Source organism: Sagittula sp. (assembly GCF_052825245.1).
Genome location: NZ_JBRBWD010000038.1, coordinates 19,711 through 35,693 on the forward strand (window position 1 = coordinate 19,711; position 15,983 = coordinate 35,693).

Annotated in this window: 15 protein-coding genes; 6 read left to right on the plus strand and 9 right to left on the minus strand. The window is 66.3% G+C overall.

What is annotated here, in order from left to right; translation table 11 throughout:
* Window positions 1-37 precede the first annotated feature (37 nt).
* The 4 genes from ACU0DV_RS16945 (at window position 38) to ACU0DV_RS16960 (ending at window position 6,078) form a co-directional block, all read left to right on the plus strand.
* Entirely contained in the window at window positions 38-1,333 is a 1,296-nt protein-coding gene (locus ACU0DV_RS16945; RefSeq protein WP_100927137.1) for a flagellin, read from the plus strand.
* A gap of 262 nt (window positions 1,334-1,595) precedes the next feature.
* Window positions 1,596-2,894, plus strand: a complete 1,299-nt coding sequence (locus tag ACU0DV_RS16950; RefSeq protein ID WP_198521801.1) for a flagellin — start codon at window positions 1,596-1,598, stop codon at window positions 2,892-2,894.
* 248 nt (window positions 2,895-3,142) lie between these two features.
* Window positions 3,143-4,441 (plus strand): flagellin N-terminal helical domain-containing protein, encoded by a 1,299-nt coding sequence (locus ACU0DV_RS16955; RefSeq protein ID WP_446243146.1) that lies wholly within the window; start codon window positions 3,143-3,145, stop codon window positions 4,439-4,441.
* 95 nt (window positions 4,442-4,536) lie between these two features.
* Complete coding sequence (locus tag ACU0DV_RS16960) at window positions 4,537-6,078, plus strand: Ppx/GppA family phosphatase (RefSeq protein ID WP_283982927.1); 1,542 nt, start codon at window positions 4,537-4,539, stop codon at window positions 6,076-6,078.
* Between the two features lie 79 nt (window positions 6,079-6,157).
* On the opposite strand, the gene ACU0DV_RS16965 is transcribed toward ACU0DV_RS16960, so the two are convergent.
* The 5 genes from ACU0DV_RS16965 to ACU0DV_RS16985 are packed head-to-tail and all read right to left on the minus strand — an operon-like array spanning window position 6,158 to window position 9,400.
* Window positions 6,158-6,523: a hypothetical protein gene (locus ACU0DV_RS16965; RefSeq protein WP_283982926.1), complete on the minus strand. Its 366-nt coding sequence runs from the start codon at window positions 6,521-6,523 to the stop codon at window positions 6,158-6,160.
* 46 nt (window positions 6,524-6,569) lie between these two features.
* The gene (locus ACU0DV_RS16970) at window positions 6,570-7,571 is read right to left on the minus strand and encodes an endonuclease/exonuclease/phosphatase family protein (protein ID WP_446243145.1); all 1,002 of its coding nucleotides are present in this window, start codon (window positions 7,569-7,571) and stop codon (window positions 6,570-6,572) included.
* Between the two features lie 8 nt (window positions 7,572-7,579).
* Entirely contained in the window at window positions 7,580-8,263 is a 684-nt protein-coding gene (locus ACU0DV_RS16975) for a TerB family tellurite resistance protein (RefSeq protein WP_283982924.1), read from the minus strand.
* 43 nt (window positions 8,264-8,306) lie between these two features.
* A complete protein-coding gene (locus ACU0DV_RS16980) occupies window positions 8,307-8,786 on the minus strand; it encodes an N-acetyltransferase family protein (RefSeq protein ID WP_446243144.1) in 480 nt (159 codons plus the stop codon).
* Window positions 8,783-9,400 (minus strand): VOC family protein, encoded by a 618-nt coding sequence (locus ACU0DV_RS16985; protein ID WP_446243143.1) that lies wholly within the window; start codon window positions 9,398-9,400, stop codon window positions 8,783-8,785. The genes ACU0DV_RS16980 and ACU0DV_RS16985 overlap by 4 nt, the downstream gene beginning before the upstream one ends.
* Before the next feature lie 144 nt (window positions 9,401-9,544).
* Here ACU0DV_RS16985 and nhaA point away from each other — a divergent pair, with 144 nt between their 5' ends.
* Window positions 9,545-10,750, plus strand: a complete 1,206-nt coding sequence (gene nhaA, locus ACU0DV_RS16990; RefSeq protein WP_100927146.1) for a Na+/H+ antiporter NhaA — start codon at window positions 9,545-9,547, stop codon at window positions 10,748-10,750.
* Window positions 10,751-11,147: 397 nt separating this feature from the next.
* Here nhaA and scpA read toward each other — a convergent pair whose 3' ends face one another.
* Both scpA and ACU0DV_RS17000 read right to left on the minus strand, forming a co-directional pair.
* The gene (gene scpA / locus ACU0DV_RS16995; protein WP_446243142.1) at window positions 11,148-13,289 is read right to left on the minus strand and encodes a methylmalonyl-CoA mutase; all 2,142 of its coding nucleotides are present in this window, start codon (window positions 13,287-13,289) and stop codon (window positions 11,148-11,150) included.
* Window positions 13,252-14,187, minus strand: coding sequence for a hypothetical protein (locus ACU0DV_RS17000; protein WP_446243141.1), 936 nt, complete (start codon window positions 14,185-14,187; stop codon window positions 13,252-13,254). The genes scpA and ACU0DV_RS17000 overlap by 38 nt, the downstream gene beginning before the upstream one ends.
* 166 nt (window positions 14,188-14,353) lie before the next feature.
* Between ACU0DV_RS17000 and ACU0DV_RS17005 the strand changes: the two genes are divergently transcribed.
* Entirely contained in the window at window positions 14,354-14,806 is a 453-nt protein-coding gene (locus ACU0DV_RS17005) for a DUF4174 domain-containing protein (protein ID WP_283982920.1), read from the plus strand.
* Window positions 14,807-14,813: 7 nt separating this feature from the next.
* On the opposite strand, the gene ACU0DV_RS17010 is transcribed toward ACU0DV_RS17005, so the two are convergent.
* Both ACU0DV_RS17010 and ACU0DV_RS17015 read right to left on the minus strand, forming a co-directional pair.
* The gene (locus tag ACU0DV_RS17010) at window positions 14,814-15,332 is read right to left on the minus strand and encodes a hypothetical protein (protein WP_446243140.1); all 519 of its coding nucleotides are present in this window, start codon (window positions 15,330-15,332) and stop codon (window positions 14,814-14,816) included.
* Between the two features lie 84 nt (window positions 15,333-15,416).
* A complete protein-coding gene (locus ACU0DV_RS17015; protein ID WP_283982918.1) occupies window positions 15,417-15,839 on the minus strand; it encodes a hypothetical protein in 423 nt (140 codons plus the stop codon).
* Between the last annotated feature and the right edge of the window lie 144 nt (window positions 15,840-15,983).

The window sequence follows — 15,983 nt, forward strand, 5'->3', positions numbered from 1 at the left end:
CGGCGCCAAACGCGCCACGAACCGAAAGGCGAGACTCATGTCGAGTATTCTCACGAACAACGGGGCAATTGCCGCGTTGCAGACTCTGAAAGGCATCAACCGGCAGATGGGTGCCGTCCAGACGCAGATTTCCACCGGCAAGAAGGTGAACTCCGCGAAGGACAACGCTGCCGTCTGGGCCATCTCCAAGGCGATGGAATCCGATGTCGCGGGCTTCAAGAAGGTCTCCGACTCCCTCAGCCTCGGCCTGGCCACGATCTCCGTCGCCCGCCAGGGTGCCGAGACGGTGACCGACCTCCTGACCCAGGTGAAGGAGAAGGTCGTCGCGGCGCAGGAAGAGAACGTCGACCGCGACAAGATCCAGACGGACATCAACGCCCTGCGCGACCAGGTGGCTGCCGTCGTCGGCGCGGCGCAGTTCAACGGTCAGTACATGCTGACCAACACCGACCAGACGGCGAACTCCGGCGGCATCAACGTGCTGGCCTCCATCGACCGGTCTTTCGACGGCGTGACCTCTTCGGACATCCGCGTCCTGAAGCAGGATCTCGGCACCGGCTCCTCGTCCATCGGTGCGTCGCTGACCGCGATGACCGGCGCGAACAACAGCATCACCGGCGACGGTGACGGCGCGGCCTATGTCATGACCGGTGCTGCCACCGCGCCGACCGGCACCACGACCTTCGGCACCGCCTCGACCGACTCCGTGGCGGCGGGCACCGCGTTCTCCATCGCGATCTCGGGCGTGGCGGGCAACGGCCTTGCGGCGACCACCGACCGCAACGACATCTCCTACGTCGCCCGTGACGGCGACACGATGGCGGATGTCGTGGCGGGTCTCGCGCAGTCGTTCAACACATACGCAGCGAACGATCTGGGCACCGACACGACGGTCAACGCCAGCGTGCAGAACGGCAACGAGATCGTCTTTACCGGCCATGACGGCACCGGCGACAACTTCTCGCTGACCATCAACCAGTACGCCGCTGATGCCTCCACCACCATCGGTGGAAGGCTGTCGGGCCTCGCCGACATCGACGTCACCACCCAGACCGGTGTGGACGCGGCGCTGGCCGGGATCGACGCGCTGATCGACACCGCAATCGATTCCGCCGCTGCCTTCGGTTCTGCCGAGATGCGCATCGAGTCGCAGAAGGACTTCGTGTCCGGCCTGACCGACGCGCTCAAGAGCGGCATCGGCACGCTGGTCGACGCGGACATGGAAGAAACCTCGGCGCGGCTCCAGGCCCTGCAGGTCCAGCAGCAGTTGGGCATCCAGGCCATGAGCATCGCCAACAGCGCACCGCAGTCACTGCTGGGTCTCTTCCGCTAACGGAACGAAGCGCCTCGGGGCGCGCCCTTCCCTCGGTGAAAGACCGCAGGGAGGGGCCCTTCCCCCGGGGCGCTTTCCCTGGCCCGCATCGGGCCGCGGGGAGAATCCGCCCGGAACGCGGGCGGTCTGAAAGGCAGGGCCCCGGGCACATGAACGCCCCTGAGCCGCCTGCAATCGTCAGAAGACGCTTTTCCCGAAGTCGGCCGAACGGCTGGCACAACCGGCGTAAACACGCCATGCCAATATGAAAGGCGCACTCGATATGTCGAGCATTCTTACCAACACCGGCGCGATGACCGCTCTCCAGACCCTCAAGATGGTCAACCGGTCGCTGACCGAAACCCAGGGCATGATCTCCACCGGCAAGCGGGTGGCCACGGCCAAGGACAACTCCGCCGTCTGGGCAATCTCCAAGGCTATGGAATCCGACGTTGCCGGCTTCAAGCGCATTTCCGACAGCCTGAGCCTCGGTCAGGCCACCATCGACGTCGCCCGCAAGGGGGCAGAAACCGTCACCGAGCTTCTGACGCAGGTGAAGGAAAAGATCGTCGCCTCCCAGGAAGAGAACGTCGACCGCAACAAGATCCAGACCGACATCAACGCCCTGCGCGATCAGATCGCCGCCGTTGTCGGTGCATCGCAATTCAACGGTCAGTACCTGCTGGAGAACACAGAGCAGACGGCCAATTCCGGCGGCATCAACGTGCTGGCCTCCATCGACCGCTCCGGTGACGGCACGGTGTCCTCCACCGACATCCGCGTGGCCAAGCAGGACCTCGGCACCGGCTCCTCGTCCATCGGTGCGTCACTGACCGCCCTGACCGGCGCGAACAACGACATTACCGGCGACGGCGACGCGGCGGCCTATGTCATGACCGGCGCGGCCACTGCGCCGACCGGCACCACGACCTTCGGCACGGCGTCGACCGACTCCGTTGCGGCGGGCACCGGGTTCTCGATCACCATCACCGGCACGGCGGGCAACGGCCTTGCCGCCACGTCCGGCCGCAACGACATTTCCTACGTTGCCCGTGACGGCGACACGATGGCGGATGTCGTGGCGGGCCTTGCCGCTTCGTTCAACTCCTACGCGACCAACGACCTCGGTGCCGGGTCCACCGTCAACGCCACCGTCCAGAACGGCAACGAGATCGTCTTTACCGGCCACGACAACACCGGCGACAACTTCTCGATGACCGTCAACCAGTACGATCCGAGCGCCACCACCACCATCGGTGGCCGTCTGTCTGCACTGGCGGACGTGAACGTGACGACGCAGACCGGTGCCGATGCGGCACTTACGGCGATTGACGGGCTGATCGACATCGCGATCGACTCCGCCGCCGCCTTCGGTTCCGCGCAGATGCGGATCGAGACGCAGTCGGACTTCGTCTCCGGCCTGACCGACGCGCTGAAGTCCGGCATCGGTACGCTGGTGGATGCGGACATGGAAGAAACCTCCGCCCGCCTGCAGGCCCTCCAGGTCCAGCAGCAGCTGTCGATCCAGGCCATGTCCATCGCCAACCAGGCGCCGCAGTCGCTGCTGTCGCTCTTCCGCTGATGACAGGCGCGCGCGTCTCCTGAAGCGCGGCTTCCGAACCAAGACCATGCCCCGCAACCCGTTTGCGGGGCATGATTTTTTAAGGAGAGTTCGAAGGAATCCGCAACCAGTCCTAGCGCGGTGTTAACATGCGCGCGGTACTGTGGGCCTGCACTCTCCCCGGGTGGCGCGACCTCGGACCCTTGGCTCGCAACATCAGAAGATGGCGCCGGAAAACGGCGTTTGGTATCGAGATTTGGGTGAGTGCCATGTCCAGCATTCTGACGAACCGGGGCGCGATGATCGCCCTGCAGACATTGAAGTCGATCAACGAGCAGTTGTCGCAGACACGGCGCAAGGTCTCGACCGGGTTGCGGGTCGGCAACGCGCGCGACAACGCCGCCGTCTGGGCCATTGCCAAGACGATGGAATCCGACGTCGCGGGCTTTTCGCGCATTTCGGACAGCCTGAACCTCGGCATGTCGAGCGTCGCGGTCGCCCGCAAGGGGGCCGAGTCGGTGACCGACCTCCTGACCCGCATGAAGGAGAAGATCGTCGCCGCGCAGGAAGAGAACGTCGACCGTGCCAAGATCCAGGCCGATATCGCCGCGCTGCGCGACCAGATCGGTGCGGTTGTCGGTGCGGCGCAGTTCAACGGGCTGAACCTCTTGTCCAACCGGTCCAAGACCGCGGGCAGCGGCGGCATCAACGTGCTGGCGTCGCTGGACCGGTCGTCTTCCGGCGTGCGCGCCTCCGACATTCGCGTGGGCAAGCAGGACCTCGGGCTGACCCTGTCGAGCATCGGAACCGGGCTGACCTCGCTGGCCGCGGGCGCCAACGACATCACCGGATTCGGCGATGCCACGGCAAGCGCGCTGACAGGTGCCGCAACGGCGCCGACGGGCGTTACGACCTTCGGCACCTCGGCATCGCAGTCGGTTGCCGCCGGAACCGGCTTCTCGATCTGGATCAGCGGATCGGCGGGTGGCGCGCCCTCCGACACCGCCTCCGGGAACGAGATCAACTACGTGGCGCGCGACGGCGACACCATGGCCGACGTGGCCCGCGCGCTCTCCGCGCAGTTCAACCGCTACGTGGAGGCCGACCTCGGCGCGACTGCCACCGGCGGCATCGGTGCGGAGGTCAGCGGCAACACCATAACCTTCACGGGCGCCGGGACGGTCGGCGACACCTTCTCGGTCCGGGTGGACCAGTACGCGGCGGATGCGTCCAGCACCATCGGCGGCGGCCTGTCGTCACTGATGTACATGGACGTGACCTCGCAAAAGGGGGCAGACGCGGCGCTGGCGGATATCGACAGGCTGCTGGACACAGCCATCGATGCAGCGGCCTCTTTCGGCAGCGCCGGCGGCCGCCTGGAAAGCCAGGCGGAATTCGTGAAGGGCCTGTCCAACGCGCTGAAATCGGGAATCGGCACGCTGGTCGACGCCGACATGGAGGAGACGGCGGCGCAACTTCAGGCGCTTCAGGTGCAGCAACAGCTTGCGGTGACCTCCCTCTCCATCGCCAACCAGGCCCCGTCCCTGCTGTTGTCATTGTTCCGCTGATCCCGCGCCAAGTGACGGAGACGACGGTCCTTTCTTGACCCCCCCTCCCCCTGCCCCTAGGACTCCGCCCAAGACGGACCGTGGGAGCGCGTTTTATGGATGAAACCGAAGAGAGCCACGGTCACTGGGATCCGTTCGGCCATCCTCTGTTCGACGGACCCGAAGCGAGGGCGCTGAGCCGCGTGGGCGTGGTGGACATCGGGTCGAACTCTGTCCGGATGGTGGTGTTCGACGGCGCAGCGCGCAGCCCGGCCTACTATTTCAACGAAAAGATCCTGTGCGGCCTGGGCGACGGCATGGACACCTCCGGGCACCTGAGCCCCGAAGGGCGCGTGCGCGCGCTGGAGGCGATGAAGCGCTTTCGCCTGATGGCGGAAGGGATGCGGCTGTCGGGCCTGACGGTGGTCGCCACCGCCGCCATGCGCGATGCGGAGGACGGACCGGCGTTCCGCCGCCAGATCGAGGACGAAACCGGGCTGACGGTGCACGTGATTGACGGCGCGGAAGAGGCGCGGCTCTCGGCACAGGGCGTGCTGCTGGGCTGGCCCGGGTCCTACGGCCTTGTCTGCGACATCGGCGGATCGTCGATGGAACTGGCCGAGATCGGCGGGGGCCGCGTCGGGCGCCGCATGACCTCGGCGCTGGGGCCGCTGAAACTGAAGGACCTCGACGGCGGCAAGAAGGCGCGCGACAAGCACATCCGCAAGGAGATCGACGCGCTGACCGACTACATGGGCACGCAGCGCGACCGGCTGTTCCTGGTGGGCGGAAGCTGGCGGGCCATCGCGCGCATCGACATGCTGCGCCGCGAGTATCCGCTGCGTGTGCTGCACGAATACCGGATGGACGCTTCGACCGTGGCGGAAACCGTGGCCTTCATCGAGGCGCAGCCAGACCACGAGGTGCTGCGCAAGGCGGCGGGCGTGTCGTCGACGCGCATGGCGCTGGTGCCGTTCGCGGCGGAGGTGCTGCAGCAGATCGTGGCCAGCTTCCAGCCCTCCGACATCGCGATTTCCAGCTATGGCATCCGCGAGGGCCTGCTGTACGAACAGATGCCGCATGTGCTGCGCGACCGCGACCCCCTGATCGAGGCCTGCCGGTTTGCCGAAGCCAAGGACGCGCGCCTGCCCGGGTTCGGCCGGCAGCTTTACGATTTCGTCCTGCCGCTGTTTCCCGATGCGTCGGAGGGGCGCCGGCGCCTGATCCACGCCGCCTGCCTGCTGCACGACGTGAGCTGGCGTGCGCATCCCGACTACCGGGCGGAGACCTGTTTCGACAACGCCACACGGGCGAACCTTGGCGGGCTGAAACACTGGGAGCGGGTGTACCTCGGGCTGTCGCTGCTGCACCGCTACAAGAACAAGCGCGAAGGCACCCGGTTCGAAGACCTCTACAACCTTCTGGACGAGGCGCACCGGCGCGAGGCGGAGGTGCTGGGCAAGGCGATGCGCTTTGGCGCGATGCTCTGGACGCTGGAGTCTTCTGCCGGTCACGCACGCTTCGACTGGGACGGCAAGCGGCTGGTGCTGCGGCTGGAGCCGGACATGATCGACCTTTACGGAGAGGTCGCGCGCGCCCGGTTCAAGTCGCTGGCGCAGGCCATGGGCGCGCAAGAGTTCGAGGTCGTGTCAGGCTGATGCACTTGCGGCGTGCTGCGTCGCGCAGGGCTTCACAGGATCTGCGCGCCGGAGATGCCCGGCGGTCAACGCCCTGACATCACAGCTCGATTTCGCCGTTGTCCGGCAGCGGTTCCTCGTCTTCCGGCTGGGTTTTGCGCCGGATGATGATGTCGCCGTTGGGCAGGATCTCGGGCGGCTCGTACACCGACCAGTCCTCGACCTCTTCCAGAAGATCGCGCAGGGCCGGGCCCATCTCCGTCATGAAGGCCTTCATCTGCGGGCGCATCTCGCGGGCGAGGTCCTCGAGTTCCTGAAGCGCCGGTTCCATCTCGCCCATCAGGCCACGGAAGAACAGCCGTGCGCCCTCTTCCATAAGGTTGAAGCCGCCGTTGTCTTCTTCCTGCGCGGCGACGGGCGCGGCGAGGAGCGACAGGGCGAGCAGCGGTGCGGCGATCTGTTTCATACCGTGAAGATAGGTCGACGGGCGCAGTCCGGGAAGGGCCGCGCCCTCAGATTTCCAGGTCGAGCGTGACCGGGAAGTGATCGGAGGCGGTCAACAGCGCTTCGCGCAGGTCCGGGTCGCGCCAGCAGCGGGGATTGTCGAAGGGATGCCAGATCCGCCATTCCGGCTGACGTGCCATCAGGTCCGGCGACACCATCACGTAATCTAGCAGCGCCTGAAGATAGCGGTTCTCCGGCTCGATAAAGAAACGCGAGGTGGCCGGTTGCGCGCTGATGCGGCTTGCCAGGGCCTCTGTCGCGTGGGGATCGTGAAGGGCCGTGTCGCCCTGCCCCATCACGATCTCGACGGAGCTGCGGCCGAACAGGCTCTCGAACTCGTCGAGGCCGGGACCGTCGTTCAGGTCGCCCAGCAGGATCACGCTTTGGCCGTCGGACAGGAGGGCGTCGATACGTGCGCGCAGCCAGATCGCCTGCGCCAGTTGCTTGCGCCGGTTGGCGATGGCCAGCCGCATGACATCGTCGCGGTTGCGCGCGCCGTGCGGGGCCTTGGACTTCAGATGCGCCCCGATCAGGTGCAGCGCCTGGCCGGAGGCGGTGGTGACAGTCAGCTCAAGCGGCGGTTTGGAGAAGCGGACAGGGTCGGGAAAGGCGTCAATGTCGAGGTCGATCCGGAATTCGGTGTCGAACCGCGGCGCGCCTGCCGTGGCCATCGGTTCGTGCCGGGCGGTCAGCCGCGCCGGGTCGTAGAGCAGCGCGATTTCCTGCTGCGTGTCGTTGGCGAAACCGGTGATCGTGGCGGAGGTCCGCAGCCCGAAGGCCTGCGCAAAGGAGGTGAGCGCCCGGGTGGTGGACCGGCGGCTGCCGGTATCGGGCGCCTCGATCACCATGACCGCGTCGGCGTCGAGCGCCTTGAAGACGGTGCCCAGGGCCTCTGCCTGCGCGCGGCGGGTCACGTCGCGCCGCCCGGACCAGCCTTCATCGGCCAAAAGCCGCCCCTTGTCGTCGAACAGCGAGTCGAACCATTCGACGTTGTATGTGGCGAACCGCAAGGTGGGCGTCAGGCGGCTTCGCGGGCGGAGATTTCTTCCCACGCGCGGTTGATCGCGGCCATCCGCTTTTCAGCGATCTTCACCGCCTCTTCCGGCACGCCGCGCGCGATCATCACGTCCGGGTGGCTGTCGCGCACCAGTTGCCGCCAGTGCTTGCGGATCTCCGGCAGGTCCATGTCCGGTGTAACGCCCAGCACGTCGTAGGGATCGGGCACAGCGTCGGGCACCAGACGGCCGCGCATCGAACGGAAACGATTTTCCGACATGCCGAATATCTCGGACACGCGGGTCAGGAAGGCGTCCTCGGCCGGGTGATACTGGCCGTCCGCCATGGCGATGTGGAACAGCCCCTCCATCAGGTCGCAAAGCGCCTCGCGGTTCTCGCCGAACATGGTGGAAATGCGGCGGGCGTATTCCTCGAACCCGGCCACGTCCTGCCGGGCCAGGTTGAAGACACGCGCGGCGTTGCCCTCTTCCTCGGCGGGGATGTGAAACACCTCGCGGAAGGCGGTGACCTCGTCCCGTGTGACCAGCCCGTCGGCCTTGGCCATCTTCGCAGACAGCGCAATCACGGCGATGGTGAACGCCACGGAGCGTTCCGGCGGCGTGCGCAGACGGTCGAAGAGCGCGCCAAGCGTTTCGCCGGAGGTGAGCGCAGCAAGCGCCTGGGTTATGCGGGACCAGATCGACATGCGGGCATTTTACCGCGATGCAGCGAAACTGTCAGGGCAGGAATTACAGAATTTTCTGCATCAGCACGAGATCCATCCAGCGCCCGAACTTGAAGCCCACCTGAGGCAGGGTCGCGATGGGGGTAAATCCGATGGCGGCGTGAAAGGCGACGCCGCCGGGATTCTCGCCGGAGACACCGGCCCACAGGCTGTGCACGCCCTCGGCGCGGGCGGTACTCTCAAGCTCTGCCATCAGCAGGCGGCCAAGGCCCGCGCCGCGCGCGTGCTCTGCCAGCTGGATGGAATGTTCCTTTGTATGGGCGTATCCGGGCCCGCCACGGAACGGGAAATAGGTGGCAAAGCCCGCAAGCCGCCCGGCGTCTTCGGCCACGATGAAGGCCGGGCCGCGCGACGCGATGTCGGCGACGATGCCCTCGGGCGTCTTGCGTTCGGTGGTGAAGGTGATGGCGGTGTGGTCGATGATCTCGTTCCAGATCGCCGCGATGGCCGCCGCATCGCGCGGCTCTGCGGTGCGCAGGATCATGCCAGGATGATTTCCGTGTCCGCGTGTCGGATCGTGGCCGCCAAGTTTGCCGGCCCCTCCACGAATCGGACCTGCGGTGCGTCGAGATAGGGGGCGAGAAGATCGCTCAAGGCGGCGGCGTCGGGATGGGTGACGGTCAGTTCGGTCAGCGCCGCGCCGGAGGCGGGCAAAGAGCGCCCCGGCGGCACCGTCGAGTGCCACTGGATCAGCGCCGGGAACAGCCCGTCGAACGGCAGGAGCCCGTCTTCGGGCACCGCCATGGTCCATGACAGTTTGCCCCGGCTGAGCGACACGGCCCGCCCGGCCATGGGCAGCGCCGCGATGGCCGCCTGGATGTCCGGCACGGCGCAGACCCACTTGTCCAGCCGCGCCTCGCCCTCGAAACCGTCGAGCCCGAACCAGCGCGCATCCGGCGGGGCGGAGGCGGAGGGATCGATGGCGATCGCCTCGATGTAGAGGTCGGGATCGAGGCCCACGAGCTGGTTGTGCGTGCCGAAACGTGGATGCGCGCCGCCCGAGGACATGGGCAGGCCCAGTGCGCCTTCGACATGCGCAATGGCTTCGGCGAGGGTCTCGCCCAGGACGGCGATATGATCGAGGGTCAGCTTCACCATGGGCGGGATTTCCGTGCAGTCGCAGCACGATAGACGCGCAAATCCATGCTGCAAAGCGGAAAATCGACCCCTGTTGCGTTGAAAGCTGGGCCATGCGTCCCAAATATGACTGAATATATAATCTTTACATGAGGGAACCATCGGATGCTGCTGCGCGCTCTGGACAAGTTTTTCAGTCACGAAGCTTCGGGGGGCATCCTCCTCATACTTTCAGCGGTCCTGGCCATGATCGTGGCCAACTCCGGCCTCGACATCTTTTACGAAAAGGTGCTGGGCAGCTATTTCAGCGTGACGATCAATGGCGAGGGCCTCGAAAAGCCGCTGATCCTGTGGATCAACGACGGCCTGATGGCGATCTTCTTCTTCCTGATCGGCCTCGAACTGAAGCGCGAGCTGCTGGAAGGCAAGCTGAAGAACCCGTCCGACGTGGTGCTGCCCGGCATGGCGGCCGTGGGCGGCATGGTCCTGCCCGCCGCGGTCTACCTGATCTTCAACCTGGGCAACCCCGAAACGGTCGGCGGCTGGGCGATCCCCGCGGCCACCGACATCGCCTTTGCCCTGGGCGTTCTGGCGCTGGTCGGAGACCGGGTGCCCGCCTCGCTCAAGGTCTTCCTGCTGACGCTGGCGATCCTCGACGACATGGGCGCGATCATCATCATCGCCCTGTTCTACACCGCCGAGCTGAAGGTGACCTACCTGCTGATGGCTCTGCTTCCCATGGCGCTGATGTGGTACCTGAACCGTCAGCGCGTCCACCGTGTCGCGCCGATCCTTCTGCTGGGCCTCGTGCTCTGGGTGCTGGTGCTGAAGTCCGGTGTGCACGCGACGCTGGCGGGTGTCGTCACCGCCTTCTTCATCCCGCTCAAGGACAAGTGGGGCAAGTCCCCCCTGCACTCGCTTGAGCACGGCCTGTCGCCCTATGTCCTCTACTTCATCATCCCCGTCTTCGCCTTCGCCAACGCGGGTGTCGTGCTGGCGGGCATGGAGATGAGCCAGGTTCTGGCGCCGCTGCCGCTCGGCATCGCGCTTGGCCTGATCATCGGCAAGCAGGTGGGCGTCTTCGGCGTGACCTTCCTGATGGTGAAGACCGGAATGGCGCGGATGCCCCACGGGGCGAACTGGGCGCAGATCTACGGCATCGCCTGCCTTGCGGGCATCGGCTTTACCATGTCGCTCTTCATCGGTTCGCTGAGCTTCTCGGACCCGGCCCTGATGAACGAGGTGCGCATCGGCGTGCTGAGCGGGTCGATCATCTCGGGCATCATCGGCTTTGTCGCCCTGCGCATGTCAACCAGCAAGGCAGACACGCCGGACGAGACCGAGCGTGAGGCCAGCGCCACCGCGGCCTGAACCTACTGTGTCGGGGCCGTCCGAGAAGGTCGGCCCCGATACCGCTGTTCCTAAATATGGCCCGAGCGATAGACTTCGAATTCGTACGTTCCAGCGTTTCAAGCTCTCGGACAGAAGGCCCCATTGAGGGGCCTTCGCGGCCCCTCTCCCCAATAGCCCAACTCGACAACGCCCTGAACAGGGCGCATCGATAACGCCTTGGGCGTTGGGTTTAAGGCCAATCTGGGTTTTGGAATGCCGGATTTGATGCGACGCGCGTGTTCTGCGCCGGACGCTCGATCCAGCAGGATGCGCCCCGCCGCTGCTTGCGGGGATGCGCAGCGCCGGGTTCGGCGCGAGTAGCTTTGCCTTCCAAAGCGATTGTGCGCGCCCCCAGACCGGGGACGCGCGAAGGGTGTCAGGCCGCCGCGTCGGACCGCGCCTGCCGGATCAGCCGCAGGATGTCCTGCGCCGCTTCCGGGATGTTGGTGCCAGGGCCGAAGATCGCCTTGACGCCTGCGTTCTTCAGGAACTCGTAGTCCTGGTGCGGGATGACGCCGCCGCAGATCACGATGATGTCGCCCGCCCCTTCGGCCTGCAACGCCTTCACCAGCTGCGGCGCAAGGGTCTTGTGACCCGCGGCCTGGCTGGAGATGCCCACCACGTGCACGTCGTTGTCGATGGCGTCCTGCGCGGCCTCTTCCGGGGTCTGGAACAGCGGGCCCACGTCGACGTCGAAACCGATGTCGGCAAAGGCGGTGGCGATGACCTTGGCGCCGCGGTCATGGCCGTCCTGCCCCATCTTGACCACCAGCATGCGCGGGCGGCGGCCTTCGTCCTCGGCGAACTGTTCGACCGATTTCTGGATGGCGGCAAAGCCCTCGTCGCCCTCGTAGGCCGCGCCGTAGACACCGGCGAGGGTTTTCACCTCTGCCCGGTGCCGGCCGAATTCCTTTTCCATCGCCATGCTGATCTCTCCTACGGTGGCACGTGCGCGGGCCGCTTCGACCGCCGCATCGAGCAGGTTGCCGCCTTCCCTGGCGCGGCGGGTCAGTTCGTCGAGGGCCGCGGTGCAGGCTGCCTCGTCGCGTGTGGCGCGGATCTTCTCCAGCCGGGCGACCTGGCTTTCACGGACCTTGGCGTTGTCGATGTCGAGGATGTCGAGGTCGTCCTCCTTCTCCAGCCGGTACTTGTTGACGCCGACGATCACATCGGTGCCACGGTCGATGTCGGCCTGACGGCGCGCGGCGGTTTCCTCGATCCGGAGCTTCGGCATCCCGGATTCGACGGCGCGGGTCATGCCGCCCATCTCGTCCACTTCCTCGATCAGCGCCCAGGCCCGTTCGGCCAGTTCGTTGGTCAGGCTCTCGACGTAGTAGGAACCCGCCAGCGGATCGACGACCTTGGTGACGCCGGTTTCCTCCTGCAGCACAAGCTGCGTGTTGCGCGCGATGCGGGCGGAGAATTCCGTCGGCAGGGCAATCGCCTCGTCCAGCGCGTTGGTGTGCAGCGACTGGGTGCCGCCCAGCACAGCCGACATGGCCTCGTAGGCGGTGCGGATGACGTTGTTGTAGGGGTCCTGTTCGGCCAGCGACACGCCGGAGGTCTGGCAGTGCGTGCGCAGCATCTTCGACCGGGGGTTCTGCGCCCCGAGCTCCGTCATGATGCGGTGCCAAAGGAGCCGCGCGGCGCGCAGCTTTGCCACTTCCATGAAGAAGTTCTTGCCGATGGCGAAGAAGAACGACAGCCGGCCGGCAAATTTGTCAATGTCCATACCGGCTTCCATGGCGGTCTTCACGTACTCCTTGCCGTCGGCGAGGGTGAAGGCCAGCTCCTGGACGAGGTTCGCGCCCGCCTCCTGCATGTGGTAGCCGGAGATCGAGATCGAGTTGAACTTCGGCATGTAATCCGATGTATACGCAATGATATCCGAGATGATCCGCATCGAGGGCGCGGGCGGATAGATATACGTGTTGCGGACCATGAACTCCTTCAGGATGTCGTTCTGGATGGTTCCGGACAGCACCGACCTGTCATGGCCCTGCTCCTCGCCGGTGACGATGAAGTTCGCCAGCACCGGGATCACCGCGCCGTTCATCGTCATCGAAACGGACACCTTGTCGAGCGGGATGCCGTCGAACAGGATCTTCATGTCCTCGACGCTGTCGATGGCCACACCGGCCTTGCCCACGTCGCCCACCACGCGCGGGTGGTCGCTGTCATAGCCGCGGTGCGTGGCGAGGTCGAAGGCGACCGAAACGCCCTGCTGACCGGCGGCCAGCGCCTTGCGGTAGAAGTTGTTCGATTCCTCGGCGGTGGAGAAACCGGCGTACTGGCGGATCGTCCACGGACGGCCCGCGTACATCGTCGCCTTCACGCCGCGGGTGAAGGGCTCCTGCCCCGGCAGGCTGCCCATGTGCGGCAGGCCCTCGGTGTCCGCGGCGGTGTAGAGCGGCTTGACCGAGATGCCTTCCAGCGTGTCCCAGGTCAGGTCGTCGACAGCCTTGCCGCGCAGTTCCTTTTCAGCGATCGCGCGCCAGTCGTCGGGGAGATCCGTCATGTGTGTGTCCTCTCTCTTTCAGACCCGCCGCCAGGGTCAGCCTGCGGCGGCCCGGGTCCGGGTCGGCTTTCAATGTTGCGAGCCCGTCCGCCCCGGCCTCGAGCCAGAACAGATCGTCGGCATAGGCCTCGCGCAGGCGGGCGCGCTGGCCTTCTGTGAAGGGCATGTAGCGGCCCTCTCCCTCCGGCAGGTGGCCGGGATCTTCGCCCCGGTCCGAAAGTGTCCTGCGCAGGCCCCTCAGGTCGAGGCGGCGGTTGCGCCAGAATGCGCCCGGCCGGGCGACCGGCAGGTGGGTCAGCCCGCTCATCACCGTTAGCAGGCGGTCGGGGCGGTCGCAGAACGCCTCGAACGGGGTGACAACGATCTCTGCCTCCGGACAGGCGCAGGCCAGTTCGGTGACCAGTTCGCGCCAGCTGCGCGGGTTGGCGGCGATGCGGGCGAGCGTGTCATCGGAGGGCACCGCTTCGCCGCGCGGGATGACGTGCCCGATGAGCGAGGCCCACCAGGCATCCAGCGCGCGCACCTGAATACAGATCGTGTTGACCTGGCCGAAGGCCTGTGCCAGCCGGGCCACCCGCTCTCCGGCGCCGGGATAGAGGCTGGCCTGCCGCAGGCACCGGCGCGGCATGCCCAGCATGTTCTCGTCACTGACGACAAGCCGCGCGATGCCGGTCTTGCGCGCACCTTCGAGGGCGAGGCGGACGCGTCCGGTGGCGCGGCGCGCCTGTTCCGGGCTTTCCGGTGCCTCGGCCACGCCATGCAGGAGCCCCTTGCGGGTGCGCCATGGCCCCCAGAACCCCAGTTGGCGCTCCTCCAGGTCGGCGCGGTGGGCGCGCAGGTAGGTCTGGAAGCTGGTGGTGGCGGCACGATGGGCGCCGAGATGGAGAATGATCTGCATGGCCGTCACGGTCCCGAGGCGCCCGGACGCACCCGATGCGCGCGCGGACCCTGCGGGGACGGACCTTGCCCGCCACCCGGTGACGATGCCGTTAAAGGTAAAATTTTCGGGGGCTGCCGCGCTTGTGCACTGTGCAGGCCGCGTCGGGCAGCATATATCTGCTGACATGCGTTGGATTTTATGCCTGATCGCCGTTCTTAGCCTGGGGGCCGCCCCCCCGACACAGGCGTGGGCCGCAGACAACGAGGTCGAGACCGAAGCCGAGAGGCCGGTCGTCCTCGACGCCGCCGAGACATCCCTGTCCGACTGGCTCTGGATCAAGCGTCCGGTGGTGGTCTTTGCCGACAATGCCGCCGATCCGCGCTTCCAGGAACAGATCGAACTGCTGACCGAGCGGTATTCGGCGCTGGAGGAACGCGACGTGGTGATCATCGTCGACAGCGACCCAGAGGCGATGACCTCCGTCCGCAAGGCGCTGCGGCCGCGCGGCTTCATGCTGGTGGTGATGGCCAAGGACGGCACCATCGTCACCCGCAAGCCGGGCCCATGGTCGGTCAGGGAAATCTCCCGCTCCATCGACAAGCTGCCGCTCCGGCAGGACGAGCTGAAGGGCTTCTGAGCCGCCCTCAGACGTTGCCGCGCATGAAGAACAGCAGCCGCGCGCTGCGGTGCAGCAGCATTATCGCGTTGTTCGCCGGGTCGTAGATCGTCAGGCTCTGCTCCGACATCAGCGCGTAATAGGCATCGAGCTGGAACTGGTCGTCCATGCAGGCCATCGACGGCCCGATGAAGCTGGAGAGCAGGCCCATGCCCTCCTCCAGGCTGATGGACATCAGCTGCTCCGACACGGTGTTGGGGTTGGCCCCCGGCACGTCGAAGGCCACCACGCGACCCGACTTCACCAGCCGCAGCCCGGAGCGCACGTCCGAGACGATCCGCACCGACTGGCTGCGCACCGAGGAGGACGCGAGGTCGAAGATCGCCGCCGTGCAGGTGGGCTTCGACGTGAAGCGACGGGTCTGAGCCAGGTAGACAAGGCCGGAGAGTTCGGCGCGGACCTCCTCCTCCTTGTCGAGGGGAAGGCAGGACGACAGCACCAGCAGCGCCGACAACAGCAGCACCACGTGGTTTGCGATCCGCATCATGTCCTGCCTCCGGCCGTTCGGTACGGGCCGGGAGGGTAAGCGCAAGGTCTTGAGACTTCGTTTCGCCGGGCCGGGAGGCGCCGGTCAGGCGTCTTCCTCGGCCTCCGTCAGGGGCCGGATGCCCGTGGCGCGATGGGTCAGGATCGCCCCGCCGATCACGAAAAGCGCCACGTAGCCCGCAAGGCTGCCCTGCCCCACGGTCAGGATGTGCCAGTAGACCCCGAGGAACACCAGCGCCATGACCACCAGCACGATGACCGGCCCCAGCAGGTAGTACGCCCAGCCGAGATCCACATCGAGGAGCAGCCCCACCAGCGTCAGGTAAAGGCCGTAGCCCGCGCCCACCGCCACGATGGAGACCGAAAGCGCCATGCCGAACAGCATCCAGGTCGGCCCGGCCGCGGGCACCACCGCCCAGAGACCCACCGCGACAACGCCGGACACGATCAGCCCGGCCAGAAAGGCCAGGCTGTGCATCAGCCAGATTGCCGCGACGCGTCGCACCATCGCCCGTGTCCCCACTCGTTCCCGTCCCGCGCCGACAATAAACCGGAAATTGTCCGGAGGTCACGGGTCCAAAAGCAGTGTGCACACAGAGAGGTGCGGCGGCAGCCGGCGGGCGCAGCGGAAAGGGCCGCCGGACACCCGTCC